The organism is Halorussus gelatinilyticus (genome assembly GCF_023238445.1).
In the GTDB taxonomy this organism is placed as follows: Archaea; Halobacteriota; Halobacteria; order Halobacteriales; family Haladaptataceae; genus Halorussus; species Halorussus gelatinilyticus.
The window spans coordinates 1,850,348-1,876,373 of the sequence record NZ_CP096658.1 but is presented as its reverse complement, the minus strand read 5'-3'; the positions used below and the strand labels follow the sequence as shown (position 1 = coordinate 1,876,373).

29 protein-coding genes and 1 tRNA gene are annotated in these 26,026 nt (G+C 64.3%); 16 read left to right on the top strand and 14 right to left on the bottom strand.

The features are described from left to right. Positions 1–4 precede the first annotated feature (4 nt). The 3 genes from M0R88_RS09680 to M0R88_RS09670 are packed head-to-tail and all read left to right on the top strand — an operon-like array spanning position 5 to position 1,819. Positions 5–403: a hypothetical protein gene (locus tag M0R88_RS09680; protein ID WP_248653309.1), complete on the top strand. Its 399-nt coding sequence runs from the start codon at positions 5–7 to the stop codon at positions 401–403. A gap of 47 nt (positions 404–450) precedes the next feature. Then, on the top strand, positions 451–1,227 hold the full coding sequence (locus M0R88_RS09675; RefSeq protein ID WP_248653308.1) for a DUF1028 domain-containing protein: 777 nt from the start codon (positions 451–453) through the stop codon (positions 1,225–1,227). A 4-nt stretch (positions 1,228–1,231) separates the two neighbouring features. Further along, positions 1,232–1,819 carry a hypothetical protein gene (locus tag M0R88_RS09670; protein ID WP_248653307.1) on the top strand — a complete coding sequence of 196 codons (588 nt, stop codon included), beginning with the start codon at positions 1,232–1,234 and terminating at the stop codon, positions 1,817–1,819. 9 nt (positions 1,820–1,828) lie between these two features. Here the strand turns inward: M0R88_RS09670 and M0R88_RS09665 are convergent, their stop codons facing one another. Next, entirely contained in the window at positions 1,829–2,308 is a 480-nt protein-coding gene (locus tag M0R88_RS09665; RefSeq protein ID WP_248653306.1) for an RNA-binding protein, read from the bottom strand. Between the two features lie 132 nt (positions 2,309–2,440). Between M0R88_RS09665 and M0R88_RS09660 the strand changes: the two genes are divergently transcribed. Together M0R88_RS09660 and ygfZ are read left to right on the top strand one after the other, a co-directional pair. After that, positions 2,441–2,737 (top strand): DUF6432 family protein, encoded by a 297-nt coding sequence (locus M0R88_RS09660; RefSeq protein ID WP_248653305.1) that lies wholly within the window; start codon positions 2,441–2,443, stop codon positions 2,735–2,737. Between the two features lie 121 nt (positions 2,738–2,858). Then, positions 2,859–3,974 carry a CAF17-like 4Fe-4S cluster assembly/insertion protein YgfZ gene (gene ygfZ, locus M0R88_RS09655; RefSeq protein ID WP_248653304.1) on the top strand — a complete coding sequence of 372 codons (1,116 nt, stop codon included), beginning with the start codon at positions 2,859–2,861 and terminating at the stop codon, positions 3,972–3,974. Here ygfZ and M0R88_RS09650 read toward each other — a convergent pair. From M0R88_RS09650 to M0R88_RS09640, 3 genes are all read right to left on the bottom strand, one after another. Continuing rightward, entirely contained in the window at positions 3,971–4,540 is a 570-nt protein-coding gene (locus M0R88_RS09650) for an LURP-one-related/scramblase family protein (protein ID WP_248653303.1), read from the bottom strand. The genes ygfZ and M0R88_RS09650 overlap by 4 nt on opposite strands. A gap of 118 nt (positions 4,541–4,658) precedes the next feature. Then, entirely contained in the window at positions 4,659–5,633 is a 975-nt protein-coding gene (locus M0R88_RS09645) for an AI-2E family transporter (RefSeq protein WP_248653302.1), read from the bottom strand. A 67-nt stretch (positions 5,634–5,700) separates the two neighbouring features. Then, entirely contained in the window at positions 5,701–6,471 is a 771-nt protein-coding gene (locus M0R88_RS09640; protein WP_248653301.1) for an Lrp/AsnC family transcriptional regulator, read from the bottom strand. Positions 6,472–6,652: 181 nt separating this feature from the next. On the opposite strand from M0R88_RS09640, the gene M0R88_RS09635 reads away from it, so the two are divergent. From M0R88_RS09635 to M0R88_RS09620, 4 genes are all read left to right on the top strand, one after another. After that, entirely contained in the window at positions 6,653–6,862 is a 210-nt protein-coding gene (locus M0R88_RS09635) for an HVO_0649 family zinc finger protein (RefSeq protein WP_248653300.1), read from the top strand. A gap of 203 nt (positions 6,863–7,065) precedes the next feature. Further along, complete coding sequence (gene uvrA / locus M0R88_RS09630) at positions 7,066–10,017, top strand: excinuclease ABC subunit UvrA (RefSeq protein ID WP_248653299.1); 2,952 nt, start codon at positions 7,066–7,068, stop codon at positions 10,015–10,017. Between the two features lie 209 nt (positions 10,018–10,226). Beyond that, complete coding sequence (locus M0R88_RS09625; protein ID WP_248653298.1) at positions 10,227–10,781, top strand: DUF7344 domain-containing protein; 555 nt, start codon at positions 10,227–10,229, stop codon at positions 10,779–10,781. A gap of 125 nt (positions 10,782–10,906) precedes the next feature. Beyond that, positions 10,907–11,998, top strand: coding sequence for a geranylgeranyl reductase family protein (locus tag M0R88_RS09620; protein WP_248653297.1), 1,092 nt, complete (start codon positions 10,907–10,909; stop codon positions 11,996–11,998). A 61-nt stretch (positions 11,999–12,059) separates the two neighbouring features. Here M0R88_RS09620 and M0R88_RS09615 read toward each other — a convergent pair whose 3' ends face one another. Together M0R88_RS09615 and M0R88_RS09610 are read right to left on the bottom strand one after the other, a co-directional pair. Next, on the bottom strand, positions 12,060–12,644 hold the full coding sequence (locus M0R88_RS09615) for a DUF7282 domain-containing protein (RefSeq protein WP_248653296.1): 585 nt from the start codon (positions 12,642–12,644) through the stop codon (positions 12,060–12,062). Positions 12,645–12,802: 158 nt separating this feature from the next. Further along, on the bottom strand, positions 12,803–13,543 hold the full coding sequence (locus M0R88_RS09610; protein ID WP_248653295.1) for an SDR family NAD(P)-dependent oxidoreductase: 741 nt from the start codon (positions 13,541–13,543) through the stop codon (positions 12,803–12,805). 284 nt (positions 13,544–13,827) lie between these two features. Here M0R88_RS09610 and M0R88_RS09605 point away from each other — a divergent pair, with 284 nt between their 5' ends. Then, the gene (locus tag M0R88_RS09605) at positions 13,828–14,277 is read left to right on the top strand and encodes a universal stress protein (protein ID WP_248653294.1); all 450 of its coding nucleotides are present in this window, start codon (positions 13,828–13,830) and stop codon (positions 14,275–14,277) included. Positions 14,278–14,376: 99 nt separating this feature from the next. Here M0R88_RS09605 and M0R88_RS09600 read toward each other — a convergent pair whose 3' ends face one another. Next, positions 14,377–14,838 carry a hypothetical protein gene (locus M0R88_RS09600; protein ID WP_248653293.1) on the bottom strand — a complete coding sequence of 154 codons (462 nt, stop codon included), beginning with the start codon at positions 14,836–14,838 and terminating at the stop codon, positions 14,377–14,379. Positions 14,839–14,999: 161 nt separating this feature from the next. Between M0R88_RS09600 and M0R88_RS09595 the strand changes: the two genes are divergently transcribed. From M0R88_RS09595 to M0R88_RS09585, 3 genes are read left to right on the top strand one after another with little or no spacing between them, the layout of a single operon-like run. Further along, positions 15,000–15,977 carry an ROK family protein gene (locus M0R88_RS09595; RefSeq protein WP_248653292.1) on the top strand — a complete coding sequence of 326 codons (978 nt, stop codon included), beginning with the start codon at positions 15,000–15,002 and terminating at the stop codon, positions 15,975–15,977. A gap of 48 nt (positions 15,978–16,025) precedes the next feature. Further along, a complete protein-coding gene (locus M0R88_RS09590) occupies positions 16,026–17,510 on the top strand; it encodes an LVIVD repeat-containing protein (protein ID WP_248653291.1) in 1,485 nt (494 codons plus the stop codon). A gap of 41 nt (positions 17,511–17,551) precedes the next feature. Continuing rightward, positions 17,552–17,911 (top strand): NifU family protein, encoded by a 360-nt coding sequence (locus M0R88_RS09585; protein ID WP_248653290.1) that lies wholly within the window; start codon positions 17,552–17,554, stop codon positions 17,909–17,911. 124 nt (positions 17,912–18,035) lie between these two features. On the opposite strand, the gene M0R88_RS09580 is transcribed toward M0R88_RS09585, so the two are convergent. The 3 genes from M0R88_RS09580 to M0R88_RS09570 all read right to left on the bottom strand — a co-directional run bounded on the left by M0R88_RS09580 (position 18,036) and on the right by M0R88_RS09570 (position 20,663). Further along, positions 18,036–18,431 carry a DUF5611 family protein gene (locus tag M0R88_RS09580; protein WP_248653289.1) on the bottom strand — a complete coding sequence of 132 codons (396 nt, stop codon included), beginning with the start codon at positions 18,429–18,431 and terminating at the stop codon, positions 18,036–18,038. An 89-nt stretch (positions 18,432–18,520) separates the two neighbouring features. Then, on the bottom strand, positions 18,521–19,603 hold the full coding sequence (locus tag M0R88_RS09575) for a DUF7093 family protein (RefSeq protein ID WP_248653288.1): 1,083 nt from the start codon (positions 19,601–19,603) through the stop codon (positions 18,521–18,523). A 109-nt stretch (positions 19,604–19,712) separates the two neighbouring features. Then, on the bottom strand, positions 19,713–20,663 hold the full coding sequence (locus M0R88_RS09570) for a hypothetical protein (RefSeq protein ID WP_248653287.1): 951 nt from the start codon (positions 20,661–20,663) through the stop codon (positions 19,713–19,715). Between the two features lie 240 nt (positions 20,664–20,903). Between M0R88_RS09570 and M0R88_RS09565 the strand changes: the two genes are divergently transcribed. The 3 genes from M0R88_RS09565 to M0R88_RS09555 all read left to right on the top strand — a co-directional run bounded on the left by M0R88_RS09565 (position 20,904) and on the right by M0R88_RS09555 (position 23,101). Beyond that, complete coding sequence (locus M0R88_RS09565) at positions 20,904–21,911, top strand: tyrosine-type recombinase/integrase (protein WP_248653286.1); 1,008 nt, start codon at positions 20,904–20,906, stop codon at positions 21,909–21,911. 69 nt (positions 21,912–21,980) lie between these two features. Then, positions 21,981–22,742, top strand: a complete 762-nt coding sequence (locus M0R88_RS09560) for an HNH endonuclease (protein ID WP_248653285.1) — start codon at positions 21,981–21,983, stop codon at positions 22,740–22,742. A 26-nt stretch (positions 22,743–22,768) separates the two neighbouring features. Then, entirely contained in the window at positions 22,769–23,101 is a 333-nt protein-coding gene (locus tag M0R88_RS09555; RefSeq protein WP_248653284.1) for a hypothetical protein, read from the top strand. Between the two features lie 169 nt (positions 23,102–23,270). Here the strand turns inward: M0R88_RS09555 and M0R88_RS09550 are convergent, their stop codons facing one another. From M0R88_RS09550 to M0R88_RS09535, 4 genes are all read right to left on the bottom strand, one after another. Next, positions 23,271–23,720 (bottom strand): hypothetical protein, encoded by a 450-nt coding sequence (locus tag M0R88_RS09550; protein WP_248653283.1) that lies wholly within the window; start codon positions 23,718–23,720, stop codon positions 23,271–23,273. A gap of 407 nt (positions 23,721–24,127) precedes the next feature. Beyond that, entirely contained in the window at positions 24,128–24,727 is a 600-nt protein-coding gene (locus tag M0R88_RS09545; protein WP_248653282.1) for a hypothetical protein, read from the bottom strand. 491 nt (positions 24,728–25,218) lie between these two features. Further along, positions 25,219–25,290: transfer RNA gene (locus M0R88_RS09540), tRNA-Ala, on the bottom strand. A gap of 98 nt (positions 25,291–25,388) precedes the next feature. Next, positions 25,389–26,015 carry a rhomboid family intramembrane serine protease gene (locus tag M0R88_RS09535; protein WP_248653281.1) on the bottom strand — a complete coding sequence of 209 codons (627 nt, stop codon included), beginning with the start codon at positions 26,013–26,015 and terminating at the stop codon, positions 25,389–25,391. Positions 26,016–26,026: the final 11 nt, after the last annotated feature.

The window sequence follows — 26,026 nt, the reverse complement described above, 5'->3', positions numbered from 1 at the left end:
ACGGATGACGAACGATAGCCACCAGACGACACGACGCGCCGTGACGAAAGCGCTCGGCGGTTCGATAACACTGCTCGCGGTCGGCGCGGGGTCGGCGACCGCCGCCGAGGCCGCCGTCGCCACCCGAGACGCGACGGACGTGGGTGACAGGTACGCGACGCTCAACGGCGACCTCACCGACCTCGGCGGAGCCTCGTCTGCCGACGTGTACTTCGAGTACACCCGCGAGGGAAGCGACGACGTCCGGACGACCGACTCCCGGACGCGGACCGCGACCGGCGAGTTCGGCGAGACGGTCCGGGACCTGTTTCCGAACACCGCCTATCGGTTCCGCGCGGTCGCCGAGGCCGACGGAACCACCGTGACGGGCGACTGGAAGGGCTTCTACACGACGACGTTCTGACTGCCGCGAAACCGACTTTTTTGCTCCGGCGGGCCGACCCTCCGAGCGTGACCTTCAGCATCTGCGTTCGCGAAACCTACGAGGGCGAGGAGGGCGACGACCAGACCCGATTCGGCGTGGCGGTGACGACCCGCCTGCCCGCGGTCGGGACGCTCTGTCCGTTCGCCAGCGAGAACGGTGCGGTGGCGACTCAGAGCCTCGTCAACGTCGAGTTGGGCCGGAAGGGAATCGAGTATCTCGACGACGGGCTGGCGGTCGAGGACGCCCTGCAAGCCCTGCTCAACGCCGACGAGGGCGCGCCGCAGCGCCAACTCCACGGCGTCGATTCGGCGGGCACCTTCGCCTTCTCGGGCGAGGAGTGCAAGGACTGGTACGGACACGTCGAGGGCGACGGCTACACCGTCGCCGGGAACCTGCTGACCGGCGAGGCGGTCGTCGAAGCGGTCGCCGAGGAGTACGAGGCGAGCCGAGGCGAGGACCGACCGCTCGCCGAGCGACTGATAGACGCCCTCGCCGCGGGCCACGCCGAGGGCGGCGACAAGCGCGAGGAGCTACACGTCCAGAGCGCGGCGCTCCTCGTGGAATCGACCGAGGACCGCGAGATGGAGCCGTACTACGACGACCTGCGCGTGGACGCGACCGAGACGCCGGTCGCCGACCTCCGGGAGACCTACGAACTGGCGAAGGAGGGCTTCGAGATGGCGGTCGAGCGCTACGAGGAGGCCTACGAGGACGACGAGCTGGACGCGGCCGACGACGAGGAGGTCGGCGGCGACGAAGCGGACGGTGGCGACGAAGCGGACGGCGAGCGAGGCGGCGAGTAGGCTCGTGTCGCGCGTTCGGTCGGCCGCGCATCTGCGCGCGGCCGGACTCGCGGGCGCGGCGGGCGGCGTCGGGTGGGCGCTCCTGTCGGCGGCGACGTTCGCGGCGGGCCGCGGCGTCTCGCCGCTCGGCTACGGGTTCCTCGACGCGCTCACGCCCGTCGCGTTCGCGCTGGCGGCGGTCGGGGTCGCGGGCTACCGCGTCGGGTCCGCGAGCGAGCGGAGCGTCGTCACGAGCGCGGGGTTCGGTGCGGTCTTCGCGGGACTGGTCGGCGCGTGCGTCGGGTCGGCGGCGTACGTCGGGCTGGGGCGACCCGACGGCTGGACGGTCTCGGTCTGGGCGTATCTGCTCGCGCTGGTCGGCGCGCCGGTCTGGGGCGTCGGCCTGCTCCGCGACGGGACCCCGCCGCGTTCGGGGGCCGCCCTGCTCGCCGCGATGCCCGCGGGAGTCGCGGCGTCGTTCGGTCTCGCCGCGCTGGTCGGCGACGAGACGCTGTTGTCGGTGGGAACAGCGGTCTGGTTCGGCGGCGCGCTGGCGGCGCTCTGCGGATGGATCTGGAGGCGGTCCGGCGAGAGAACGAGGAGCGAGCAGTGACGGGCCGGTTCAGACCGTGAACTCGTACAGTTCGTCGCCGACGTGGTGGACCGACGAGACGACCTTCCCCTCGTCGCCCACCATGTCGTCGCCGTCGGTCTGGGCGCGGCCGACCGCCAGCACCTTGCCGTGGGACTCCTCGGCGATGGCCACGAGGTCGCCCGCGGCGATGTCGTCGTCGGCCTCCACGATGCCGGGGCGCATCACGTCCGCGCCGTCGCTGACGAACGAGACCGCGCCCGCGTCCACCGTGACGACGCGAGTCTGGGGTTCGTACTCGTTGGCACCCCGGACCGTCAGGAACGGTTCGTCCTCGAAGTACAGCACGGCGGGTTCGCCGTCCACCAGCACGAGTTCGAACTCCGAGTCCTCCAGTTCCACGAGTTCGTAGCTGTCGGCGTCCAACTCGACGCCGAGTCGGTCGGCGAGGCGTTGCTCTATCTCCCGCACCTCGTCGCTCCGGAGGTGGTGACGAGACTTGACTTCCATACCCCATCTGTGTCGCTTCGGGGCTTAATAGTCTCGCCTTCTCCCGACCGCGGGTGACCCCGAGCATGCGGTTGGACCATCGGCGTCGAGCGTTCAGATAAAGGTAAAACCCCGCCCGACATACTCCCACCTATGAAGGCAAAGCGTGAGTACCGGAACCGCGAGGAGGTCGAGGTTGCGGTACTCGACGCGCTCGTCGATCGGAACGAGGACGGCATGACCGTCTTCGAGATCCGCTCGCACGTCGATGCCGACATCGACGAGTTGGAGACCGCGCTCGCCAACCTGAAGGAGGACGGTCTCATCTCGGCCAGCGATGGCGACCACCGGACGCTCATCACGCCCGACGACCGCGTGATTCCGGACCCCGACGAGGAGGTCGAGGAACCGTCGTTCGTGGACAGAATCATCGAGCGACTACCGCTCTGAGGACTGTCTCTGTGAACGGTTCGGTGGAGTAGTTCGTCGGCGGTGAGTCCCCGCTGGCGGACTCGGCCTCCCGTCCGGATTCCGACCTTTTAATCCCGTCCGCGACCGAATCCGACGTAGAATGACTGTCATCGAGGACGAGCAGGCCGACCTCGGGGCGGAGTGGACCGCGGTGGGCGACCGAGAGGTACCTGCCGACTACGGGCGACCCGACCGCGCGCACGCCGCGGTCCGGAACGTCGTCGGCGTCACCGAGATGCCCTACGGCGTGGTCACGGTCGGCGGCGACGACCGCGTGGAGTACGTGGACAACGTGGTGTCGAACGACGTGCCGACCGCCGACGGCGAGGGCGCCTACGCGCTCCTGCTCGACCCGCAGGGCGGCGTCGAGTTGGACATGTACGTCTACAACGCGGGCGAGCAACTCCTGCTGTTCGTCCCGCCGGGCGAGGCCGACGCGCTCGCCGACGAGTGGCGCGAGAAGGTCTTCATCCAAGACGTGGAGATTTCGGTCGCCACCGACGACTTCGCGGTGTTCGGCGTCCACGGCCCGAAGGCGACCGAGAAGATAGCCAGCGTGCTGAACGGCGCGTCCTCGCCCGCCGAACACCTGTCCTTCGTCCGCGGGCGAATCGCCTCGGTCGGCGTCACCGTGATTCGGACCGACGCGCCGACCGGCGAGGAGGGGTTCGAGGTGGTCTGCACCACCGGGACGACCGTCAACGAGACCGGCGAGGAGCGCGCGAACGCCGAGTTGGTCTTCGACACGCTCCTGAATCAGGGGCTGAACGCCGCGCCGTTCGGCCGGACGACGTGGGAGTCGCTGACGCTCGAAGCCGGGACGCCGCTGTTCGAGTCGGAGCTACGGGGCCGCATCCCGAACGTCGTCGGTCTCCGGAACGCGGTGGACTTCGAGAAGGGGTGTTTCGTCGGCCAGGAGGTCGTCTCGCGCGTCGAGAACCGCGGCCAGCCGAGTCAGCGACTCGTCGGGCTTCGACCGGAAGCGGTGCCCGACTCGGGCGCGGCGGTGTTCAGAGGCGACGAGGCGGTCGGCGAAGTGACGCGAGCGGTCGAGAGTCCGACCGCCGGGGAACCCGTCGCGTTCGGCGTGGTCGATTTCGAGACGGACGAATCCAATTTAACCGTCCGCGTCGGCGGCGAGGAGGTCCCGGCCGAGCTCGCCGACCTCCCGTTCGTAGAGGGGAGCGACCGGTCGGCGCGCGTGCCGGAGTACTAGTTTCCTTCGATGGCGTCCACGACCATCGCGGCCGCGACGATGGCCTCCTTCGGCACGTTGCTGGCGTCGTCGATGGTCACGTTGTAGGTGTCCCGGAGCGAGAACTGGCCGCGAATCTCGCCGACGTGGTCGCCGTTGGCGTCGGTGATCTCGTAGGCGTGGGGGATGAGTCCCGCGATGCCGACGAAGTGCCGGAGGACCGAGACGAGTTTGTTCTTGGACTCGATTTCGGCGATGAGCGCCTCGGTGTCCGGGTCTCGAATCTTCCACTGGTCGGTGAAGATGGAGTAGTTCTGGTCGAGGACGACCACCGGTTCGCCGGTCTCCTCGTCGGTCAGCGTGTAGTCGCCCGCGATGTCGAGGATGCCGCCCGCCTTCACCGTGAACGCGGGACCCCCGTCGGCGTCGGTGAACGGGAACTCCTCTTTCATCTTGAGCATCTTCTGCTTGCCGCGGAGGACGACGTTCCCGTCGGCGTCGGTCGCTTTGTACTTGTTGCGAATCAGCGACTGGACGACGGTGTACTCGTCGTCGGTCAAGTCGAGGGCGGCGATGTCCGTTACCATGGCCCGGATTTGTCGGCTATCATTTAAATAAGTACGTGAACTTGTCGGCGGAGGTAGTGGTTCGGTCGGCGGTTCGACCGAGTGCGAGCGGCGGTCGCAATCTTGGGCCGAGAACGGCTCAGGCGTACTCGTCGGCGACCACGGCGACGACGGTCTTCGTGAACCCCAGCACGATGGGACCGACGAAGATGCCCGTGAACCCGAAGACGACCAGTCCGCCGAAGATGCCGACGACCAGGATGGCGGGGTTGAGGTTCGCGCTCCGGCCGCCGAGGACCGGCCGGAGGTAGTTGTCGGTGAGGTTGATGACGCCGAACCCGTAGACCAGCAGGCCCGCGCCGGCGAGCGGACGCCCCGTGGCAATTAGCAGGACGGCGGCCGGAATCCAGACGAACATCGACCCGACGAACGGGAGCAGGCCGAGGACGACCGCGAACGCCGTCCAGAACAGCACGTTCGAGAATCCGAGGACCGCGAGCGCGAGACCGGTCAGGACCGCCTGTACGACCGCGATGACACCCTGCGTGACGAGGACCGCGTAGGTCAGGCGGTCCAGGTCCGCGAGGAGTCGGTCCTGCACGGCGGTCGGGAGCGGCGTCACATCGCGGAACCACGCCACCGCGTCCTCGCCGCCGACCAGCAGGTAGTAGAGCAGAAAGCCCAGAATCGTCACGCCGACCGCGGCGGTCGAGGCCCCGCCGACGACGTTGACCGACTCCTCGAGAATCCGGCCCGCGCCCGACCGAGCCGCCCCGAGGAGATCCTGTCCGAGGTCGCTGATCAGAAACTCCTCCATGAGTCCGACGTCGAGTTCGCCCGACTGCACGCGCTCGAATACCGAGAGCGCCTGCTGGAGGACGACCTGAACCATCAGGACGAACGGGAGGACGAACAGGACCGTCGCCGCGGTCATCAGTCCGACCGCGGACTTCCGCGGGCCGACGCGGGGCGCGAGGCGACGCTGGAACGGGTAGAGCGCGTACGCCAGAAAGACCGCCAAGGCGACGTAGGTGAAGAACGGCCAGACGACCAGTAGCGAGGCGTAGAGCGCGACCGCGAGCAGGGCGAGCGCGAACGCCTTCTCCGCGTCCATGCCGACGTGTACGGCGACCGAGAGGAAAAGGGCCGTGGCAGAGCGCGACCGTTCTCGGGGCAGTCGCTCACTCGTCGCCGTCGGCGACGCGCTCGCTCGGCCGGGTCTCGAAGGCCTCGACCGTTCCCTCCGGGACCGACTCGGGGGCGAACAGCGTCACCACGTCGCCGGCCTCGACCGCGGTGTCGCCGCGCGGGGTCAGCACCGCGTCGCCGCGCTCGATGCTGATGACCAGCGAATCGTCGTCGATGACGCCCGACTCGTTGGCGTCTTCGAGCGTCCGGCCGGTGATGGCGGCGTCTTCGGGGACCGTGAACTCGATGACCTCGGCACCCCCGGCCAAGTTCTGCACGTCCGCGAACGACTGGCTCGGTTCGTCCTCCGCGCCGAAGGGGTGGTAGGGGTGGTAGAGTTCGTCCTGTACGATGTCCTCGCGTTCGAGGTCGAGACCGTGGTTCGAGAGTTCCCGCGCGATGCGGGTCACGTCGTCGGTGTCCGTGCCGACCGCGGTCACGACGAGGTTCTCGCGTCCGGCCATCAGTTTCCGGACGTTCACGACGCCCGAGACCTGTAACGCGGCCTGCGCGAGTCGGTGGCGGTCCGCGACCGGCGCGGTGCAGGTGAACTGGTTGACGATGCGGCCGTCGGTCCGCTCGTAGTCGATGTCGGCGTGGTATCCCTCGATAATCCCGGCCTCCTCCATCTGACGGATGCGGTGGCGAATCGTGGCGGGAGTTACGTCCACCTCCTCGGCGATGGTCGGTGCCGAGGTGTTCCGCGCGTCGGCCGCCAGATGGTAGAGGATGCGCTTGTCTATCTCGTCGACGCGATGGCTCATGCCCGCCTCTACTCTCGGAATCGGTAAAAGTTCGGTCTTTCCGTACGCTCTCGGGAGTCCCGCGGCCGTAATTGGCCGCACCACGGCATCATTTCGGATACGAAAATAGAAGTGGCTTCTCTCTATCGTAAGATAAATTTCTAGCAGGAGTTTTATGTGTTTGCGGATAGATGTCGCTTCTATGTCGCACCGCAACGACGTCGGTTCGACGCCGTTCGACCGGATGGCCTCGCACATGGACCGCGAAGACCTCGACTGTCCGGAGTGCGGCCACGAGGACGAGGACGGACGCTGGCGGGTGCAGACCTCCGGCGGACGGGTCCGCTACACCCACGTCTGTCCGAGTTGCGGCGCTATCCGAAAGCGGACCTACGACCTCGGCGGCGAGTGACCGGACAGTCGTGGCGCGAAACGAGGCTGAGAGAAGGTCGCACGCCCTCCGTGCGGGACACCGGCGAGCCGACCGCGCGGCGGGAGTCGGGAGCGCGCCGACTTTCCGATTACAATCCCGTTAAGTGCCCTGAATCCCTGTAACCTCTTGATGAACGAGACGGCACAGCGCACGCAAACTGATTCTCTCGGAACACGAAAACGATGAGCAAGGAGTACATCGACGTGAAGGGCGCGGAGGAGCACAACCTCAAGGACCTCGACATCTCCATCCCGCGCGAGCAGTTCAACGTGGTGACGGGACTGTCGGGGTCGGGGAAGTCCTCGCTCGCGTTCGAGACGGTCTACGCCGAGGGCCAGCGCCGGTACATCGAGAGCCTGTCGGCGTACGCCCGCAACTTCCTCGGTCAGATGGACAAGCCCCAGGTCGAGAACGTCGAAGGACTCTCGCCCGCCATCTCCATCGACCAGAAGAACGCCGCCAACAACCCCCGCTCGACGGTCGGCACCGTCACGGAACTCCACGACTACTTCCGCCTGCTGTACGCCCGCATCGGGACGCCTCACTGTCCGGAGTGCGGCCGCGAGGTGGGCGAGCAGAGCGCACAGAACATGGTCCGGCGCGTCCTCGAACTCCCCGAGGGCACCAAGGCCAAAATCGCGGCCCCCGTGGTCCGCGACCAGAAGGGTGCCTTCGAGGACCTCTTCGACGACCTCGTCTCCGACGGCTACAGCCGCGTCGAGGTGGACGGCGAGGAGTTCGACCTGACGCTCGACCGTCCGGACTTGGACAAGAACTACGACCACGACATCGACGTCGTGGTGGACCGAGTCACCGTCTCGCCCGAGGCCCGAAGCCGAATCACCGACAGCGTGGAGACCGCGCTGGAGGAGGCCGACGGCGCGCTCAAGGTCGTCCTCCCGGACCCGCCCGAGGACGCCGAACTCGGCGGTGCGAAGGCCCGCTCGACCGGCGACCTCGCGGGCGAGAGCGACGACCGCCTCGTCGTGGAGTTCTCCGAGGACTTGGCCTGCACCCACTGCGGCATCGACTTCCGGGAGATAGAGACGCGCTCGTTCTCGTTCAACAGTCCCCACGGCGCGTGCCCGGAGTGTGAGGGCATCGGCGAGACCAAGGAAGTGGACGAGGACCTCGTCGTCCAAGACACCTCCAAGCCGCTCAAGGACGTCTTCGAGCCGTGGAGCTACAACCGGACCTACTACCGGCGACAGCTCGACAACGTGGCCGACCACTTCGGCGTCAGCGTGAACACGCCGTTCGAGGACCTGCCGGAGGACGTGCAGGAGGCGTTCGTCTGGGGAACCGACGAGACGGTCCACTTCGAGTGGACCACGAAGAACGGCACCCGCGAGAAGGACGAGCGCTTCGAGGGCGTCGTCCCGAACCTCGAACGCCGGTACGTCGAGACCGACTCGGACAGCACCCGCGACCACATCGAGGAGTACATGGCGGTCACGGAGTGCCCGGTCTGCGAGGGCACCCGGCTCAACGACCAGAGCCGGTCGGTGTACGTGGACGGCACGTCCATAACCGAGGTCAACGAGATGTCCATCGGCGACGCGCTGGACCACTTCGAGGGCTTGGAGAAGACCCTCGACGAGCGCGAGACGAAGATCGCAGAGGAGATTCTGAAGGAGATTCGCGCCCGCCTCGGCTTCATGGAGGAGGTCGGACTGGAGTACCTGACGCTTGACCGCGAAGCCTCGACGCTCTCGGGCGGCGAGAGCCAGCGCATTCGCCTCGCCACCCAAATCGGGTCGGGGCTCGTCGGCGTCCTCTACGTGCTGGACGAGCCGTCCATCGGGCTTCACCAGCGCGACAACGACCGCTTGCTCAACACGCTCAAGGAACTCCGCGACCTCGGCAACACTCTGCTCGTGGTCGAACACGACGAGGAGACGATGCGGCAGGCCGACAACGTCATCGACATGGGTCCCGGTCCGGGCAAGCGCGGCGGCGAGGTCGTCGTGCAGGGAACCACCGAGGAGATAGAGGCCTGCGAGGAGTCCATCACTGGCGACTACCTCGCGGGGCGCGAAGGGATTCCGGTGCCCGACGACCGGCGCGAGACCGACGAGGCACTGACGGTCGTCGGCGCGCGCCAGCACAACCTGAAGGACCTCGACGTGGACCTCCCGGTCGGCCAGTTCACCGCGATTACCGGCGTCTCCGGCTCCGGGAAGTCCACGCTGATGCACGACATCCTCTACAAGGGGCTGGCCCGCGAGATGAACGACAACACCAGCGTGGACCCCGGCGACCACGACGCCATCGAGGGCATCGACAACGTCGAGAAGGTCCGGCTCATCGACCAGTCGCCCATCGGTCGCACGCCGCGGTCGAACCCAGCGACCTACACCGGGGTCTTCGACTACATCCGGGAACTGTTCGCCGAGACGAAACTCGCCAAACAGCGCGGCTACGAGAGGGGTCGCTTCTCGTTCAACGTGAAGGGCGGCCGGTGCGAGGAGTGCGGCGGACAGGGCACCGTGAAAATCGAGATGAACTTCCTGTCGGACGTGTACGTCCCCTGCGAGGAGTGCGACGGCGCGCGCTACAACGACGAGACGCTCGACGTGACCTACAAGGGCGCGACCATCGCCGACGTGCTGGACATGTCGGTCGAAGAGGCCTACGAGTTCTTCGAGCACGACCAGCGCATCGCGCGACGCCTCGGTCTCCTGAAGGACGTAGGGCTGGACTACATGAATCTCGGCCAGCCCTCCACGACGCTCTCGGGCGGGGAGGCCCAGCGCGTCAAACTGGCCGAGGAGTTGGGGAAGAAGGACACCGGCGATACGCTCTACCTACTCGACGAACCGACCACGGGACTCCACAAGGAAGACGAGCGAAAGCTCATCGAGGTCCTCCAGCGACTCACCGACAAGGGTAACACCGTCGTCGTCATCGAACACGAACTCGACCTCGTGAAGAACGCCGACCACGTCGTGGACCTCGGCCCGGAGGGCGGCGAGAACGGCGGCGAGGTCGTCGCGGCGGGCACTCCCGAAGCGGTCGCGCGCGCCGAGGACTCGCACACCGGGCGCTACCTCCGGGACCTGCTTCCCGAGGTGGAGTTGGACGGACCCCGCTCGGACCGCGAGAAGCAGGCCGCGCCCGCGACCGACGACTGAAGGGTCTTCACTAATTCTCCGCCTCAGCCGCTTTATCGTCACGTTAACTCGGGGAATCCCCGTATTACCTCCGATTCCTGTAGTACTTTTGATATTGGCTCGGTGCTAAGTACTGGATAACAAAGTGTGGTCCGGGTGAAACTGGCGTACCGTGATGGGATGGGTGGCGGTGGCATCGGCGCAACAAGCGATTGAGCGATTTCGGTAGTATGAGCTCGGCTGACAACTCACCGGAGCAAGAAACACTGTCCGAAGACCTAATCTTCGACGTGTTGAAGAACCGGCGACGGCGGTACACGCTACATTACCTCAAGCAGCAGGACCGTCCGGTCGAGCTGAGCGAACTCGCCGAGCAGGTCGCGGCGTGGGAGAACGACACGACCGTCGAGGGGCTGTCGGCCAACGAGCGCAAGTCGGTCTACACGTCTCTCTATCAGACGCATCTCCCGAAGCTCGCGGACGCTGGTATCGTCGATTACAACCAGAACCGCGGAGTGGTCGAGTTATCGGGGAACGCGGCCCAGTTGGAGGGGTACCTCCGGCCGCAGGACGACTTCCCGTGGATTCGGTACTATCTCGCGCTCGCGGTCGTGAGCGCGGTTCTCGTCCTCGGCGACTTGCTGGGCGTCCCACCGTTCGAGGCGATTCCCGACGAGATATGGGGCGTCCTCATCGTCGCGGCGTTCGCGCTCTCGGCGGCGACTCACTACGTGCGACGGCAACGGCTCGCTCAGCAGGAAGCACCGCCGAACGTGGACGGATAGCGGTCCGCCGTCGACGCGACGCGTTCAGCGGTCGAAACCGACGACGGACGGTCAGCGCGCCGACTACCACGACGAACGAGCATAGAGCGGTGAATACTTGGGCCGCAGGGTAGTACCCCCGACCGATGTACGACTTCGTAGTCGTCGGGGCGGGCCCGGCCGGGTCTCGATTCTCCCGGCGGGCGGCCGAACGGGGGTACGACGTGCTGGCGCTCGAACGCGGAGCGGTCGGGAAACCGCTCGCCTGTTCGGGCCACGTCAGCACCGACATCTGGGAGTTTACGCCCGAGGGCGCGCGCGAGGAGTTGCTCCAGAACGAGGTGTACGGCGCGCGCTTCCACGTCGGGGGTCCCCAAAGCGACGACTACCCCTTCTACAAGCGCGAGGTCGTCTCGAACGTCATCGACCGCGTGGGACTGGACGAACTCCTCGCCGACGCCGCCCGCGACGCCGGCGCGGACCTCCGGGAGAACCACAGCGTCTCGTCGGTCGAGGAGTACGCCGACCGGGTGGAAGTGACCGCCAGCACGCCCGACGGCACCGAGACCTTCGAGGCGCGGATGGTCGCCGGATGCGACGGGCCGGTCTCGCGCGTGCGCTCGGAACTCGGCCTGCCGGAACCCGGCGAGAAGCTACAGGGCGTCCTCGCCTTCTCCGAGGAGGACGACCCCGGCGACTACGTGGACGTTCACCTGACCGCGCCCAGATTCTTCGCGTGGCGCATCCCGCGCGGCGAGTCGGGCGTCGAGTACGGGCTGGCGGCCCCGCCCGGCTCGGACCCGTCCGCCAAGGAGCTGTTCGACGAGTTCACCGCGGAGTACGACGTGGAGACGAGCCACTTCTGCGCGGGCATGATTCCGGTCGGGCCGGCCGACTCGGTGACGAGTCGGCGCGGCTTTCTCGTCGGCGACGCTGCCGCCCAGACCAAGCCCTTCACCGGCGGCGGCATCCTCTACGGCATGACCGCCGCGAGCCACGCCGCGAAGGTCATCGACCCCGAGCGACCCGACACCCTACAGGATTACGAGGACGCGTGGCGCGAGGACCTGCACACCGAAATCGAGTTGGGCCACTGGATTCGGAAGTGCTACTCGCTCCCCGAGAGCGTCCAGAAGGTCGGGCTGTCGGCGTTCTCCGGCGAAATCGGCGTCCACATGGACAAGCCGACCTCCTTCTTCTCGAAGGAGCATCTGAAAAAGTTGTTGTCGGGGTCGTAGCTGAGTCCGCGGACGGCCGCAGGTCCGCTACGCGGCGGGTCGCGCCATCGCCGACACGCGTCTACTCGGTCGTGGTGGTTTCGCCGCCCATCGTCGTTTCGCTCTGTACGATGGCGTACCCGAGACCCACCACGGGCGCGCCCGCTCTGGTGTACGGGCCGTCGGCTTCGCCCTGCGACGAGACGAAGTCGTAGGACTCGTTGCCGTTCGTGTTCTGGTGGGGCATCGCGATCAGCGGCTGGGTCTCCTGTAGCGCCGACTGGTCGAACTGGGCTCCCGGCACGCCCTCGAACAGCGTGACCTCGATGTTCTGGTGTTCGCCGGCGTCTAACAGCTCCGAGACGCCGATGACGCTCCCGAGGACCTCGCCTTCGAGGAGCGACAGGTCGTGGATAGCGACGAACCCGCCCTCCGGGACGGCTGCCGAGGCCACCATCACCGTCGAACCGTCCGACTCCTGATTCTGGAGCGTCACCGCTGCTCCTTCCGTCTGTGTACCGCTGGCGGCGACGGTACCGCCGCCGAGCGCGGACAGCGCGAGCGCGCTCCCGCCGAGTTTGGCGGTCGTGTCCATGAATTCGCGGCGAGACGTCCCCTCGCCCAGCAGTTTCGATGCGATGTTCGAGCTGTCGTCGTTTTCGTGCATTGGTCTTCCCCCGTCGGGTCGGTCCCCGACGGGTGAGCGTAGCGGACGGGCACGAAAAGTTATTAGTCGGTTGGAGGGGCGGCCGTAACTCGAACTACGGATTTTCGGCGCGGAACGTCCGTTACGCCGGTCTAGAGCGTGACTACGTGGCGCGGCCGCTACACGGTCTCCGGCAACCATCCGCCGTCCACTTCGATGTTCTCGCCGCTGATGTAGTCGCTGTCCTCGTCCAAGAAGAACAGCACCGCCTGCTCCACGTCCTCGAAGTCGGCGGGTCGGCCGCGCGGGAGGTCCTCGGGGAACTCGTCGGAGTTCTCGATCACGTAAGGAGAGACGGCGTTCACCGTGATGCCGTCGTTCTGGGTGTCGTTGGCGAGCATCCGGGTGAACATCAACACGCCCTGCTTGGCGATGAAGTAGGGCGCGTTCTTCGGATTGACCATGCCCTTCTCGGAGCTGGCGTAGCCGACGTTCACGATGCGGCCCCACGACTGGTCGCGCATCTCCGGGAGGGCACGCTTACAGCAGAGGTAGGTGCCGTTGACGTTGGCCTGCAGGACGGTGTTCCACCGCTCGTAGGAGATGTCCTCCCAGTGGTCGGGCGCGAACGGGCCGACGTTGTTCACCAGCACGTCCACGCCGTCGAGGTCGTCCTCCACGGCGTCGAACATCGCGTCCACGTCGTCCGGGTCGGCCACGTCGCCCCGTATCGTCGTCACCTCGGGCGCACCCGTCTCGCGTGCGGCGTCGGCGACGTCGTGGGCGGCCCCCTCGCTGGAGCGGTAGTGGACCGCCACCGATGCGCCGCAGTCCGCCAAGGCGAGCAGTAGCTCTCGGCCGACGCCCCTCGCGCTCCCGGTCACGAGCGCGGTCCGCCCGGTCAGGTCGGGTCGAAGCATGGACGGGGGTTCGGCGTCGTCGTATTTCCGTGTTGAGGTTCGGAGGGTTCTCCGAACGGGGAAACGTCGTTCGCGGTCGGCCGGCGAGCGTCGGCCCGGACCCCCGCGAGCTTCGGACTGTCGCGATTGCCGAACTCGGCGTAAGTTTCGGACCTGCCACGATTCCCGGATTCGCCGACAGGTTCCCGACCGCTCGGCGCGGACGACCGCCTGCGGGGACCGAGACGCCGCAAAAAACCGTCACGGCCACATACGCTTAATATCCGGACCGTGGACGTGTCGATATGGCACTACAGACTATCCTGCTCGCGGTCGGGCCGGGCGACGCCGACCGCACCGAGGAGTTGGCCGAGGCAGTCATCGACGTAGCGGGACCGACCGGCGCGCGAGTCGTGCTGGCCCACGTCTTCACCGACGAGGAGTTCGACGGCGTGGTGAGCCAGCTCGACTACGACCCGGCGGGCGACATCGACCCCGACGAGGTGGCCTCGCGCCACGCGACCGTCCGAGAACTCACCGACGCCTTCGACGAGGCGGACGTCGAGTACACCGTCCGCGGGCGCGTCGGCGAACACGGCGAGAGCATCGTGGACCTCGCCAACGAGGTCAACGCCGACCGCGTGGTCGTCGGCGGCCGGAAGCGTTCGCCGACGGGCAAGGCGGTCTTCGGGAGCACGGCCCAAGAGGTCATGCTGAGCGCGCCGTGTCCCGTGACCTTCGTCCGCGGGGACTAGTCGTACGACCGGGTTCGTTTTTCGTCGGCGGTGCGCCCTCGTGGTTCGCGTCACCGAGCGTTCGTCGGTCGAGGAGCGAACACCCGCGCGGCGACCGTCCTACGTCCGGGAGCGACCCTTCCACTCGCGCTCCTGACGGCGCTCGGCGACGTGGCGCTCGCCGTCGGCGACTTCCTCGCAGGCGTCGGTGCCGAACGAGTCGGCGTCCGCCATCGGACCGGCCTGAAACGCCTCCAGCACGCCGTAGGACCATTTGTCTCCGACCACGCCGCGGGGGAGCAGGTCGTCGCGCAGGCGGTCTGCGAGACCGTCGTAGCCCGCCTCGCGCAGGCCGGCTTCGGCCTCGGCGAGGTGGTCCATCGCGTGCCCGGTCGCGTGGTGGAACTGGACGAGGTGGCCGTGCGCGCGGTGCAACCACTCGACGCCCAATTCGACCTCGTGGAGCGCCGCGACCTCCGCGTCGGTGAGGTCCGCGCCGGCGAGGTCCGGGTCCGGGTCCGAGTCGGGGTCGTCCGAGCTCCGGTCGTTCGCGTCCGGCCGGTCGTCGGGGTCGGGATTCATGGTGTGTGATACCATCTGACGAGAGTTATCACTGTCGCAGGTTCGCGTCGGAGAGCGACCGCGGTTCGCCACCTGCGCGGTCGGGCACGTCAGAGAGTGTCGTACTCGTCGCCGAGTAAATGCTTGTAGTTAAGTGCGACCGGACCGTCCTACCGGGGTGAATGGCGTACTACGCGGGCGTTGACCTCGGCGCGACGAACGTCAGGGCGGCAGTCGCCGACGACGAGGGGGACGTGGTGAGCGTCCACCGCGCGGACACCCCCAACGGTCCCACGGGCATCGCGGTCACGGAGGCCGTCTTGGAGTGTCTTCGAGAGGCCAGCGCGGCCGCCGACATCGCCCCGTCGGACGTCCGGGCCGCGGGCATCGGCTCCATCGGACCGCTGGACCTCGCGGAGGGCGCGGTCGAGAACCCGGCGAACCTCCCGGACACCATCGACCGCATCCCGCTGACCGGTCCCGTGGGACAACTCATCGAAAGCGAGAGCGTCTACCTCCACAACGACACCGTCGCGGGCGTCATCGGCGAGCGATTCTACAGCGACCGTAACCCCGACGACATGGCGTACCTGACCATCTCGTCGGGCATCGGCGCGGGGGTCTGCGTGGACGGACAGGTGCTCTCTGGGTGGGACGGCAACGCGGGCGAGGTCGGCCACATGGTCGTGGACCCGCAAGGCCGACGCACCTGTGGCTGTGGCCGCGAGGGGCACTGGGAGGCGTACTGCTCGGGCAACAACATCCCGAAGTACGCCAAACTGCTCGCGGAGGACGCCGGCAGCCTCGACACCGACCTGCCGCTCGCCGACCCGGACTTCTCGGCGGTGGACGTGTTCGAGGCGGCGGGCGACGACGAGTTCGCCGACCACGTCGTCGAGCAGGTCGCTCACTGGAACGCGCTCGGCGTGACCAACATCGCGCAGGCCTACGCGCCGCTGGTCATCTACGTCGGCGGCGCGGTGGCGCTGCAGAACGAGTCGCTGGTCGTGGACCCCATCCGCGAGCGCGTGGACGACCTCGTGTTCAACAACGTCCCCGACGTGCAGTTGACGAACCTCGGCGACGACGTGGTGTTGAAGGGAGCCATCGCCAGCGCGATGACGGGCGGGACGGGCGACCGGTCGCGAACGGTCGCGTAGTCCACGTTCGCCCACCCATTTATCCTTCTGTAGACCTTTCGTCCGTCCATGCATCGCCGCGAGTTTCTGCGGGAGGTTTCGGGGTCGGTCGCACTCGCTTCCGTCGGAGTCGGAGCGGGGATGGCGGCCGAGACGGCGACGGCGCATCCGGGACCGTACCGGCCGCTGGGGAGCGTCTCGATAGCGAACGCGACGGAGGCGGTTCCCGACCGGAGCGGAAAGTTCGCCTACGTCGCCACGATGGACGGGTTCGCGGTCGTGGACGTGCAGATTCCGAGCGACCCCACGGTGGTCGCCGAACGCGCGGGCCTGTTGGCCGACCGCGAGACCGGGCCGCTCCGCATGATTCAGGACGTGAAGGTCGAGGGCGACCGTCTGGTCGCCGCGGGGCCCGCGAACCCGATGCGGGGCGACGTGTTGCAGGGGTTCGCGCTCTTCGACGTGAGCGACCCGGCGAACCCGACGCAGGTCGCGTTCCACGAGACGCAGTTCCCGATTCACAACTGCTTCGTTCGGGACGGAATCGTCTACCTGACCGGGAATCAGGGCGAGACGAACGCGCTCGTGATGGTGGACGTGAGCGGGGACAGTCCCGAGGAGGTCGGTCGGTGGTCGCCCGCCGACCGGCGGTCGGGGTGGAACGAGGTGCCGACGAGCGTCTGGACGATTCACGACGTGTGGGTCCAGAAGGGCCGGGCGTACCTCTCTCACTGGGACGCCGGAACGTACCTCGTGGACGTGAGCGACCCCGCGAGTCCGAGTTTCGTCGCGCGAATCGGCGGCAGACCGCTCGCCGAACTCCAGTCGATTCCGAGCGACAGCGTCCGGACCGAGGTCCTCCGACTGCCGGGTAACGCCCACTACGCGATGGCCAGCGACGACGGGAGTCTCCTCGGCGTCAACAAGGAGGCGTGGCAGGCCAGCGAGCGGGGCGGACCCGGCGGTCTGGAACTCTGGGATATCTCGGACGCGACGAGTCCGACCAAACTCGCCACCATCGACGCCCCCGCGTCGCCGGACCCCTCCATCGGCGGGACGTGGACTACCTCGCACAACTTCGACATCGTGGGCGACCGCCTGTTCACGTCGTGGTATCAGGGCGGCGTGAAGATTCACGATATCTCCGACCCCGCGAACCCCGAGCAGTTGGCGTGGTGGCGCATGCCCGACGAGACCTCGTTCTGGACCGCCAAGCGCGCGACCGACGGGTTCTTCGTCGCCAGCAGCATGGGTCGGCGCTCGAACGGGAAGGGCGGTCTCTACACCTTCCCGATAGAGGACGCCACCAACAGCCCCCAAAAGGACCCACCGTCGCTGACGACGACCGGCGGGGACGGTACTCCTACCGCGACTGCGACCGAAACCGAAACCACGACCGAGACGACGACCGAGACCACGGGAGATGCCGCACTCGACGACGCAACGACCAGCGAGTCCGACGGCGGAGGCTCGGGCGAGGTGCCCGGTTTCGGCGTCACGGCCGGAGCCGCGGCGCTCCTCGGGGCGGGCGCGTGGCGACGCTGGAGGAAATAAACCCAAAGTCCTACGACCCCTCCGGACCCTACGCTTACATCATGACCGACGACGATTCGCTGAAGGACCGCGTCGAGCGGTGGTTGACGGGCCAGATGCCCATCATCAGCATGCACGGCGGCGAGAGCGCCGTCCAGAAGGCCGACCCCGACAGCGGCGAAGTCGTCGTCGAGTTGGGCGGTGCCTGCTCGGGATGTGCTATCAGTCCGCGGACCGCACAGAACATCAAACTCGACCTCGCCAAGGACTTCGAGGACGTCGAGGACGTGACCGTCCGCGTCGCCGAGGACGGCACGAGCGGGTGGGACGTCGACCAACCCGAGAGCGTGATGGGCATCGACCGCAACGAGGGCGGCCGCGGGGGTCGCGGCGAGGGGTCGCCCAACAGCGACCACTTCTGAGACGGTCGTCGGCCAGACGCGTTCTCGGCAGTTCTCGGTGACTCTCGACAGTCCCGACACCGGTATCCGCGGCGCTGTTCGACCAGTTGTGAGAAGGGGAAAAATGGAACGCGGAGCGGTCGGGCTACGAGACGCTGTCTGGCTTGTCCGCGTCGTCCTCGACCTGTCGCTTCATCGAGTCGCGGCGGGCCTTGGCGTCGCGGCCCGTCGCTTCGAGCAGGAAGTCGTTCTTCTTGTCCACCGCGTCGGCCGCGGCGTCGGCGTTGCCCTCGGCGATGACGTCCTCGGCGTCGCGCTCCTCGAAGTGGACGGCGAGTTTGTCCTTTTTGCCGCTGTACTCGGCCGCTCCGGCGAGGATGCGGTCGAAGACGGGGTTGTCGGGGTCCTCGACCACGTAGAGTTCGTGGCCGTTGTGTTCTTCGGTACCCGTGATTTCGCCGAAGTAGTCCTCGATTTTCGCCTCCATGTCCGGGATGCGGTCCTCCAGATGTTCGCCGCGTCGCATCTTGTATTCCTTCATGGTAATCTCCCTTTGGACAGGGTGTGGTAAACCCTTTTCGCGTCGTTCTTCCTCTTGAATCCGACGCTTCACTCGGTTTACTATGCCATCTACTCCTGTGCGAGGTAACCCCGCGCACACTCGGGACAGATGTCGCCCGCCCGGAGCGACGACCCCGCCACGTCTTGGCGGTAGTCGCACTCGGGACAGACGAACTGGGCGTCCACGTCGGGGTCGTCGGCCGGTCCAGACATCGAAGGTGCCTCCGCGCCGGCCGAGATGCCGGACGAGAGTTCCGTCGTGCTGCTGGCGGCGTCCTTCGACTGGAGCGCGTCGCCCTCGGCGTTGACGAACTCCACCTCGTCGGTCTCGTCGTCGTCGACTTCGGGCGCTGACTCGGGGGTGAGTCCGCCGCCGAACTGCACGTCCGCGTCGCCGGCGTCACCGGGTTCGGCGTCGTACCCCTCGTCGGAGTCCTCCCGCCCGACAGCGGGCCACTCGCCGGGACCGTCGTCGGTCTCCGCCGGGTGGGTCGTCTCGGCGTCGGGCCACTCGCCGGGCGTGCGGTCGTCGGACTCGTCGGCGTCGCCCTCGTCGTCCAAGATGACGCCGTCGTCGTCCGCCGCGGACGGTTCCTCCTCGAAGTCGCTCCCGCCGGGACCCGCGGAGTCCGGTGCGGTTTCCGCGGCGTCCGTCTCGGCGTTCGCCGCGCTCTCGGACGCCGACGCATCCGACCCCGACGACCCGCTCGACTCCGCGGCCGACTCCCCGGAGTCGGTCGAACCGCCGATTATCTCGGCGTCGTCCCCGCCCGCGGCCGCGGTGACCTCCGCGTCGGTGGCCGTGGGCGTTCCGGTCCCGGCAGTCGAGTCGCCCGACGCACCCCCGGTCGCTTCGGTTCCCCCGGCTTGGCCCGCGGCGGACCCGGCGGTGGCCCCGGTCTCGCCGGACTCGCTCGTCGCGCCGGACCGGGACGCCATCCCGGAGTCCGACTCCGCGGTTTCGAGGTCAGGTGCGGGCGACTGAATCGCGGTGACTTCCTTGTTCTCGGTGATAGTCTTGCGATCGCCGCACCGCTCGCACTCCTCGAACTCCCGGACCGTGACCACGACTTCGCTTCCCTGCTCCTCGCGTTCCCGTTCTATCTCTGCCTCCCCGTAGCTGTGGCCGAGGAGCGAACACCTGAGACTCATTGTGGAGTTCCTTACGTTCATCCGTGGTAAACCCTGTGTTTCGGCGTATGACGGGCGTCAGACGGAATCGTCGCCGGTCGCTCGATGGAGGCGAGCGCTCGGGAGGCAGTCAGCTAAAGAACGAACCGTCGCAGTAGCGTAAGTTGGTACCGTACGTCGCTTCTTCCCAACCGGCCGGGAGATTCGCTGCAATTCGATAATCGACGTACAAGAACAGGACGACGAGAGCCACCGTGGCGAACACGTAGAACGCGATTTTCCGGGAGTTGACTCGCTCGTGGGCGTAAATCTCTCTCGCCGCGACGCGTAGGCCCCTCGCCTGAGAGAGTATCCCCGGCCACGAATCGGAGTCGTCTCCGAGAACGTTCGCGGCGTAGACCTGCTTGCAGACGTTCTCTAGATTTATCGCCACGAGGCCGAAAAAGACGAAATACAGCAGGACGGAGAGCTTCCGATACGTGGCCAGAAACCCGACCTCCGAGAAGAGCGAGAAATCGACCGTCGAGAAGACGGCAACCGCCCGACCGAGTTCCCAGATGCCGACCATCCAGAAGAACGTGTCGAAGACTTCGACTGCCTCGCACTTCATCGACGGCAGGTATTCGGAAGACAGCGCGACCACGACGGCGAGGGAAACGCTAGACAGGACGACGAGCGTCGGGACGAGGGCTCGCGCGTCGATTCGGTAGACGGAACCGGTGCCAGAGTCCCGGACGCGGACGGTTCTGGCGGGCTGGGGCGGGAGAACTGCGGACCAGTGACGCTTCGCCAGCAACAACAGGCGGAGTCCGAGGCGGAAGACGGTGACGAGTAGTAGCGCGGTACCGACGGCGAACACGATAGACCGGAGGAAACCGAAGCCGGCGAACGGACCCGACGGGGAAGCGTTTCCTCCGGACGCGACGGCGACGAGCGTCGAGACGAAGTCGAAGACGTACGAGCCGAGGAGCAGCCCGTCGGCGAGGAGAAATCCGTAGAAAACCACGCCCATTCTGGCTTCGGCCTCCCGGATTTTAGCCACAACGGAAGGGAGTAGCGCCTCGTGGTACCAGTCGGTCACGAGTGGCTCTATCGTTCAATTGTACAAGAACGTTGTTGATACGCGACAGCCGTCCGGTATCGAGTCGCCGACGATATCGCTCTGTAGACCTTCTTCAGCGGGAAAATTTCGGATGGACTCGCTGGGATTTGAACCCAACGGGCCTCACCGCACCGCAAGCTGAAGGCCGGGCGATACCACTGCCCGGAGCCACGCGCGGTATGCGTTCCGTCTGGTTGGTGGTCACCAAGACAGCCAACCATGACGAACCTCGAACCACTCCGACCGGAGAAGGCAGTTGAGATGTATCTGACCAGCCGCGAAGATGAAGTGACGAAGAAGTCACTGCAGAACATCAAGTCTGACCTCAAGGTGTTCAAGCAGTGGTGTGACGAGCGCGACGTTACCAACATGAACGACGCAACCGGACGGGCGTTAGCTGACTTCCGAACGTGGCGGAGCGAGCAGGTGAAGCTAATCACCCTCAAGCACAACCTCTGGACCGTTAAGAAGTTCATCCGCTTCTGTGAGCAGGTGGACGCTGTAGCCGAGGGGACCAGCGAGAAGGTGGTCATCCCCGAGACGACCGACGCCGACGAAGTAAACGACTCGTTCATCCGGGCAGATGACGCTGAGAACATCCTCGATTACCTTGAGCGGTTCGAGTACGCTTCACTCCGGCACACCGTGTTCTACACACTGTGGCACACCGGAGTACGGAGCAGTTCGCTTCTCGCACTCGACCTCAAGGACTTCCACCCCGAGGAGAACAAACTGTGCATCCGTCACCGACCGACCACGGGAACCGCACTCAAGAACAAGGAGAAGGGCGAGCGCAACGTGTTCATCAAAGACGAACTGGTGACGGTTATCGAGGACTTCATCAGCGAGAACCGCGCCGACGTGTTGGACGAACACGGACGCCGTCCGCTGTTCGCAACGAGGAACACGCGCGTCTCTCGGACCACCGTCCAGCGAGTAATCTACACGGCGACCCGTCCGTGTCACATCGGAAAGGAGTGCCCGCATGACCGAGAGCCGGACACCTGCGAAGCCAACTCCTACAACCTCGCCTGTAAGTGCCCCTCGTCGCTCTCACCGCATCCCCTTCGGAAAGGGGCAATCACCTACTCGCTCAACGAGGAGACGCCGAAGGACGTAATCAGCGACCGTATGGACGTGAGCAGGGAGGTGCTTGATAAGCACTATAACAAGCAGTCAAAAGACGAACAGATGGATACTCGCCGAAAATACCTCGAAGGACTCTAAGTGCCTCCATTGGGCGTTTACCAAGTCTGACCACTATCATTTTTACTATGTTACTTCCAACAAGGTGGTATGTCCCAGAACTATCCCGTTGATTGGGATTCTCGTCGGAAAAGGGTGTATCGCAGGGATGATTACACATGTCAGAATTGCGGTTTAGAAGGTGGTCCCCGTGGAAATGCTACTCTCCATGCTCATCACATTGTGCCTAAGTCAAAGGGTGGAGAAGATAAACTGGCTAATCTGCAAACCCTCTGTGAAGAATGTCATAATGCAGTACACAATGACGTTCAGGCTCCTACATCGGAAAAGCGACATTCTGGAAAATCTTCTGAGTCTCAACAGAAGAAAATCTCTAATCCTTTTGAAGAATGTCCCATCTGTGATAGTAATGAGATTTCTCACCACCCTTCCGCAGATGAGACTTTGCAATGCACCGACTGCTGGTCAACACTAACAAAGGCGAAATCGAACCGTCTTGAGTTACGGGTTGGGCCTCGTGGTCATCACAGAACGGTCGATTCTTTTTCACCGGAGGAGAATGGGTTGACACTTTTACCAGAGAACTGGAAACTTCTAAGCAAAGAGGACTCACTTGAGGAGATAGACTTGGAGGAACTCCAAACTGATTCCGACAGGTGGGCACAAAATCATAAAAAGGTAAATCTTCTCGGGGTAGTTGTCGGTATTCTATTGATTATCGGAGGTGTATTTACCGGGTCAATTAAACTGTTTCTCGCGGCAATCACTTCAATAATTGTCATACAGAGTACCGGGAGAATATATGCGAAAAAGAGAATGATAAGAGAAGAACTTCCGACTATAGATGAATAAATCCAACCATAATAATTTCAGAAACTATGGGCCTGAAACTCCATTTCCACGATTCAACTGGTAAAAAAGGACATGTAGAAGTTAGTGACGGTGAATATAACTCCGGCTATGATGGGAAATCTGATGCCATCCAGAGGTTGTTGCAGGACGCAAAAGAACTCACAGTCAAGAGGAAGAATGGCACAGTAGTTACTCCCATGGACAATGACAGCGAGATTCCAGACGAGGTTTTAGCAAATGTTGTTCTTACTTGGGAAGACCGGGAGGCAACAGTGCATGAGAAGTTCACTCATGTACTCCAGCGCATTGACAACCTCTCCGAGGTCGAGACTTCTAAAGTGACCACCGATACCGAATGATGGAACCTTCATGCAGTCCTTCTTGTTGAAAGGATTCACTGGCCCACATTTCGGCGACATCAGGAAGGAGGTCGCCACGACAGGGAGCAAGACATCTGCGAAGCCGACGTCTAAACCCATGGTGAATTGAGGCGGTAACCTATTTTCAGTAGGTGGATATCACCCTTGTTCATCTCAATCCTTGATGCGTTACTGAAGGGCCACTACGACCGCTCCCTTGATTTGAGTCGTTCAGTAGCAAGCCTATTGTCCCAAGGAAGAAGCCTGCGATGAGCAGGAAGGTACCCGGTTGATGGGCATCAAGAATAACAACTCCTGCGAGATAGGTAGCCCCTCCACCAACCAATCCCAGTATTCGACCATGGACGAGACAACCAACGACTGCTCCAATTGTTATCAATAAGGCGGCAGTATGGAGTATACCAATCAGTTCACCCGGCCCGGGAAACGGTCCAGCGAAAGCGTTGTTCTGACCATAGGCGGTCGTTTCTGCGACTGTCCGGATGGTAAGTTCGGAGACCCGGATGACGGGGTTGAATCCAAAGTCGGTCCAAAGCCCTGTGAAAAACAGGCTTATCATCGCCGCGTACAACGGATGGGTTTTGTTGTTCGATGACATCCAGTTGTGTGAACAACGTCAGTTTTTAATAAACTGATGTATGATTTCTCAATCACTATGGAAAAAGATTCTATGTCACTGTCTGTTGAGCGGGAATCTGGAAATCCGTGCATTTGGGATATCTTCCATGCTCTCGGTTTCGGTTTACCAATACAGTGTGACCACTGACGGAAACCGTTTAGCGGGGAACATCGGGAAGCCCGGCGCGGAGGGAGCGAAGCGACCGGAGCGGGCTGTCGGGGTTGAGGTCACCGAACTCGTATCCGGCCAACCCCTCGCCTGCGGCTCGGCTGGTGGCCGCCGTTCCTGTGGGTAACCGCATTGTAAACCGCAGTAAAAAAGTGAACGTTCTCCTCCTCCGCCGCCCCTCCGTTGGAGTAGAATGGTAGAGGGTTTATATAGGGGGGTCACCCCCAGTACTTGTCCTTGGCTTGAGTGACCTTGTTGTACAGGCTAATGAGTTCTCCCTTCCGGTAATCTTCAGCACTTGCGACTCGCCTGAACTCAGGGTCCATCTTTTTGTCTGGGACACAGGGATGGCATTTCCTATCGTTTTCCTCTGAGTTCTTAACTACAGCGACGCACGTACAGAATGCCACGGTAGCCGCATCTGTTCCGAATTTCTGGAGGTCAAATCTAAGGAATAGCCTCTCGGCTTCCCGCTTGTAGCGTGGATTCAATCCTACTTGTGAAGCAAGTGCCCGAATCAAATGCTGATTCACGAGATACGTGTTGTATTCATCGTTGGTCCATTTTGGCCCGTTCTTCAGACCACTATTGTATTCTGAGAGTCGTTTGTACTTTCTTCGCTTTTCAGGGTCATCCCGATAGTTGATGTCATACCGAATCGTGGTTGCATTCTGTGCATCAGGATTATATATGTCTGATTCTGATGCTGACTTTGGGTCACCCTCATATCGCCAGCGGTTCTCGTTGTATTTCGACCATTCAACAAAGGGAGCCGATTCCACGCGAGAGCCGCCGCTATTGCTTGCTGTTGTACTCATTGTTAGATTCTAAAGTTCTCCAAGTGGACGACATCTCGGCTGAAGCCTCCTGTTCAAGAACCGAGCCTACACGCACCGCTCAGAGGGACAAGCCACCGGAGAACTTAGTCACAAGAGTAAACACAGTTGAAACGGTTAAAATTTTTGTTTGTTATTTGTCATCTAAGTATAGACGAATTTCGTCAAAAATTCTCTGGCGAAGTAACGGTTGTGGGTAAGATAGCGAATCGATTGATGTTCTAACCGGCACCGGCGGGCCTTCCCGATGTTCTCCGCACGTGGTCATGCACCACTATCGCCGGAACATCTAAGTCACGGTATTCCGACAGTAATTGTAGCCACCAACGGACGGTGACGGTGCCGCTACCATGACGGGTGCAATTGGGAACGGCAAGGCTTGCCGGTTCGTTCCTGATTTGCACCGTGTAGGACTTAAACAAAAGCGTGGATGCCGACGCCGTGTGGTAATTGCGGTTGCGGCGTCAGCCGCATGGACTCGCTGGGATTTGAACCCAGGGCCTCTTCCTTGCGAAGGAAGCGATCTACCGCTGATCTACGAGCCCGCGAACGCAATAGTTCGTAGCGCGCCCACTTATTAGAAGCTTATGTTTCGATGCGGGCGTGGGGGAGAGTGTTCCCCACAGTTCTGCGCTCCGACGCCTCAGACCCGGAGAAGTCGCGTACGGCCGGCCACTGCGCCGAGCGCGAACCCCGTGAAGTGAGCGACCAGCGCGACGCCGGGCGACGCGGTGAACAGCGTCACGGCTCCGGCCAACACGAGGAGTAGGGCGACGCGCGCCCGACCGCTCAACGGGAGCCGACCGAGAACCGCGTCCGTGACCGGGTTCCCGGCGAGCAGATACCCGAGCAAACCGAACACGGCACCGCTCGCACCGAGGACGACGCTACCGGAGCCGAAGACGCCCGAGAACGCCACCTGCGCGAGGCCGGCGAGCATGCCGACCGACGCGAAGAACAGGTGGAATCGCAGCGTCGTCGTCACGCGCTCGACGGCGAGCCCGACCAACACGAGGACCACCGCGTTCGAGACGAGGTGGCCGACCCCCGCGTGGGCGTAGACGCTCACCAGTAGCGTCCACGGTTTGGCCGAAACCGAGGGTCCGAGCGCGAAGAGACCGATAGCGAGACCGCGAGAGACCACTCCGACGACCGACTGGACGGCGAACACGAGCAGGAACACCGCCAGCGTCTGGACCGTTGGACTCCCGAAGAGCCACCCCGACGACTCGTGGTCGGCCGCCTCGGGGTCGCCGTACCGGTAGCTCACGAGACTCCTCC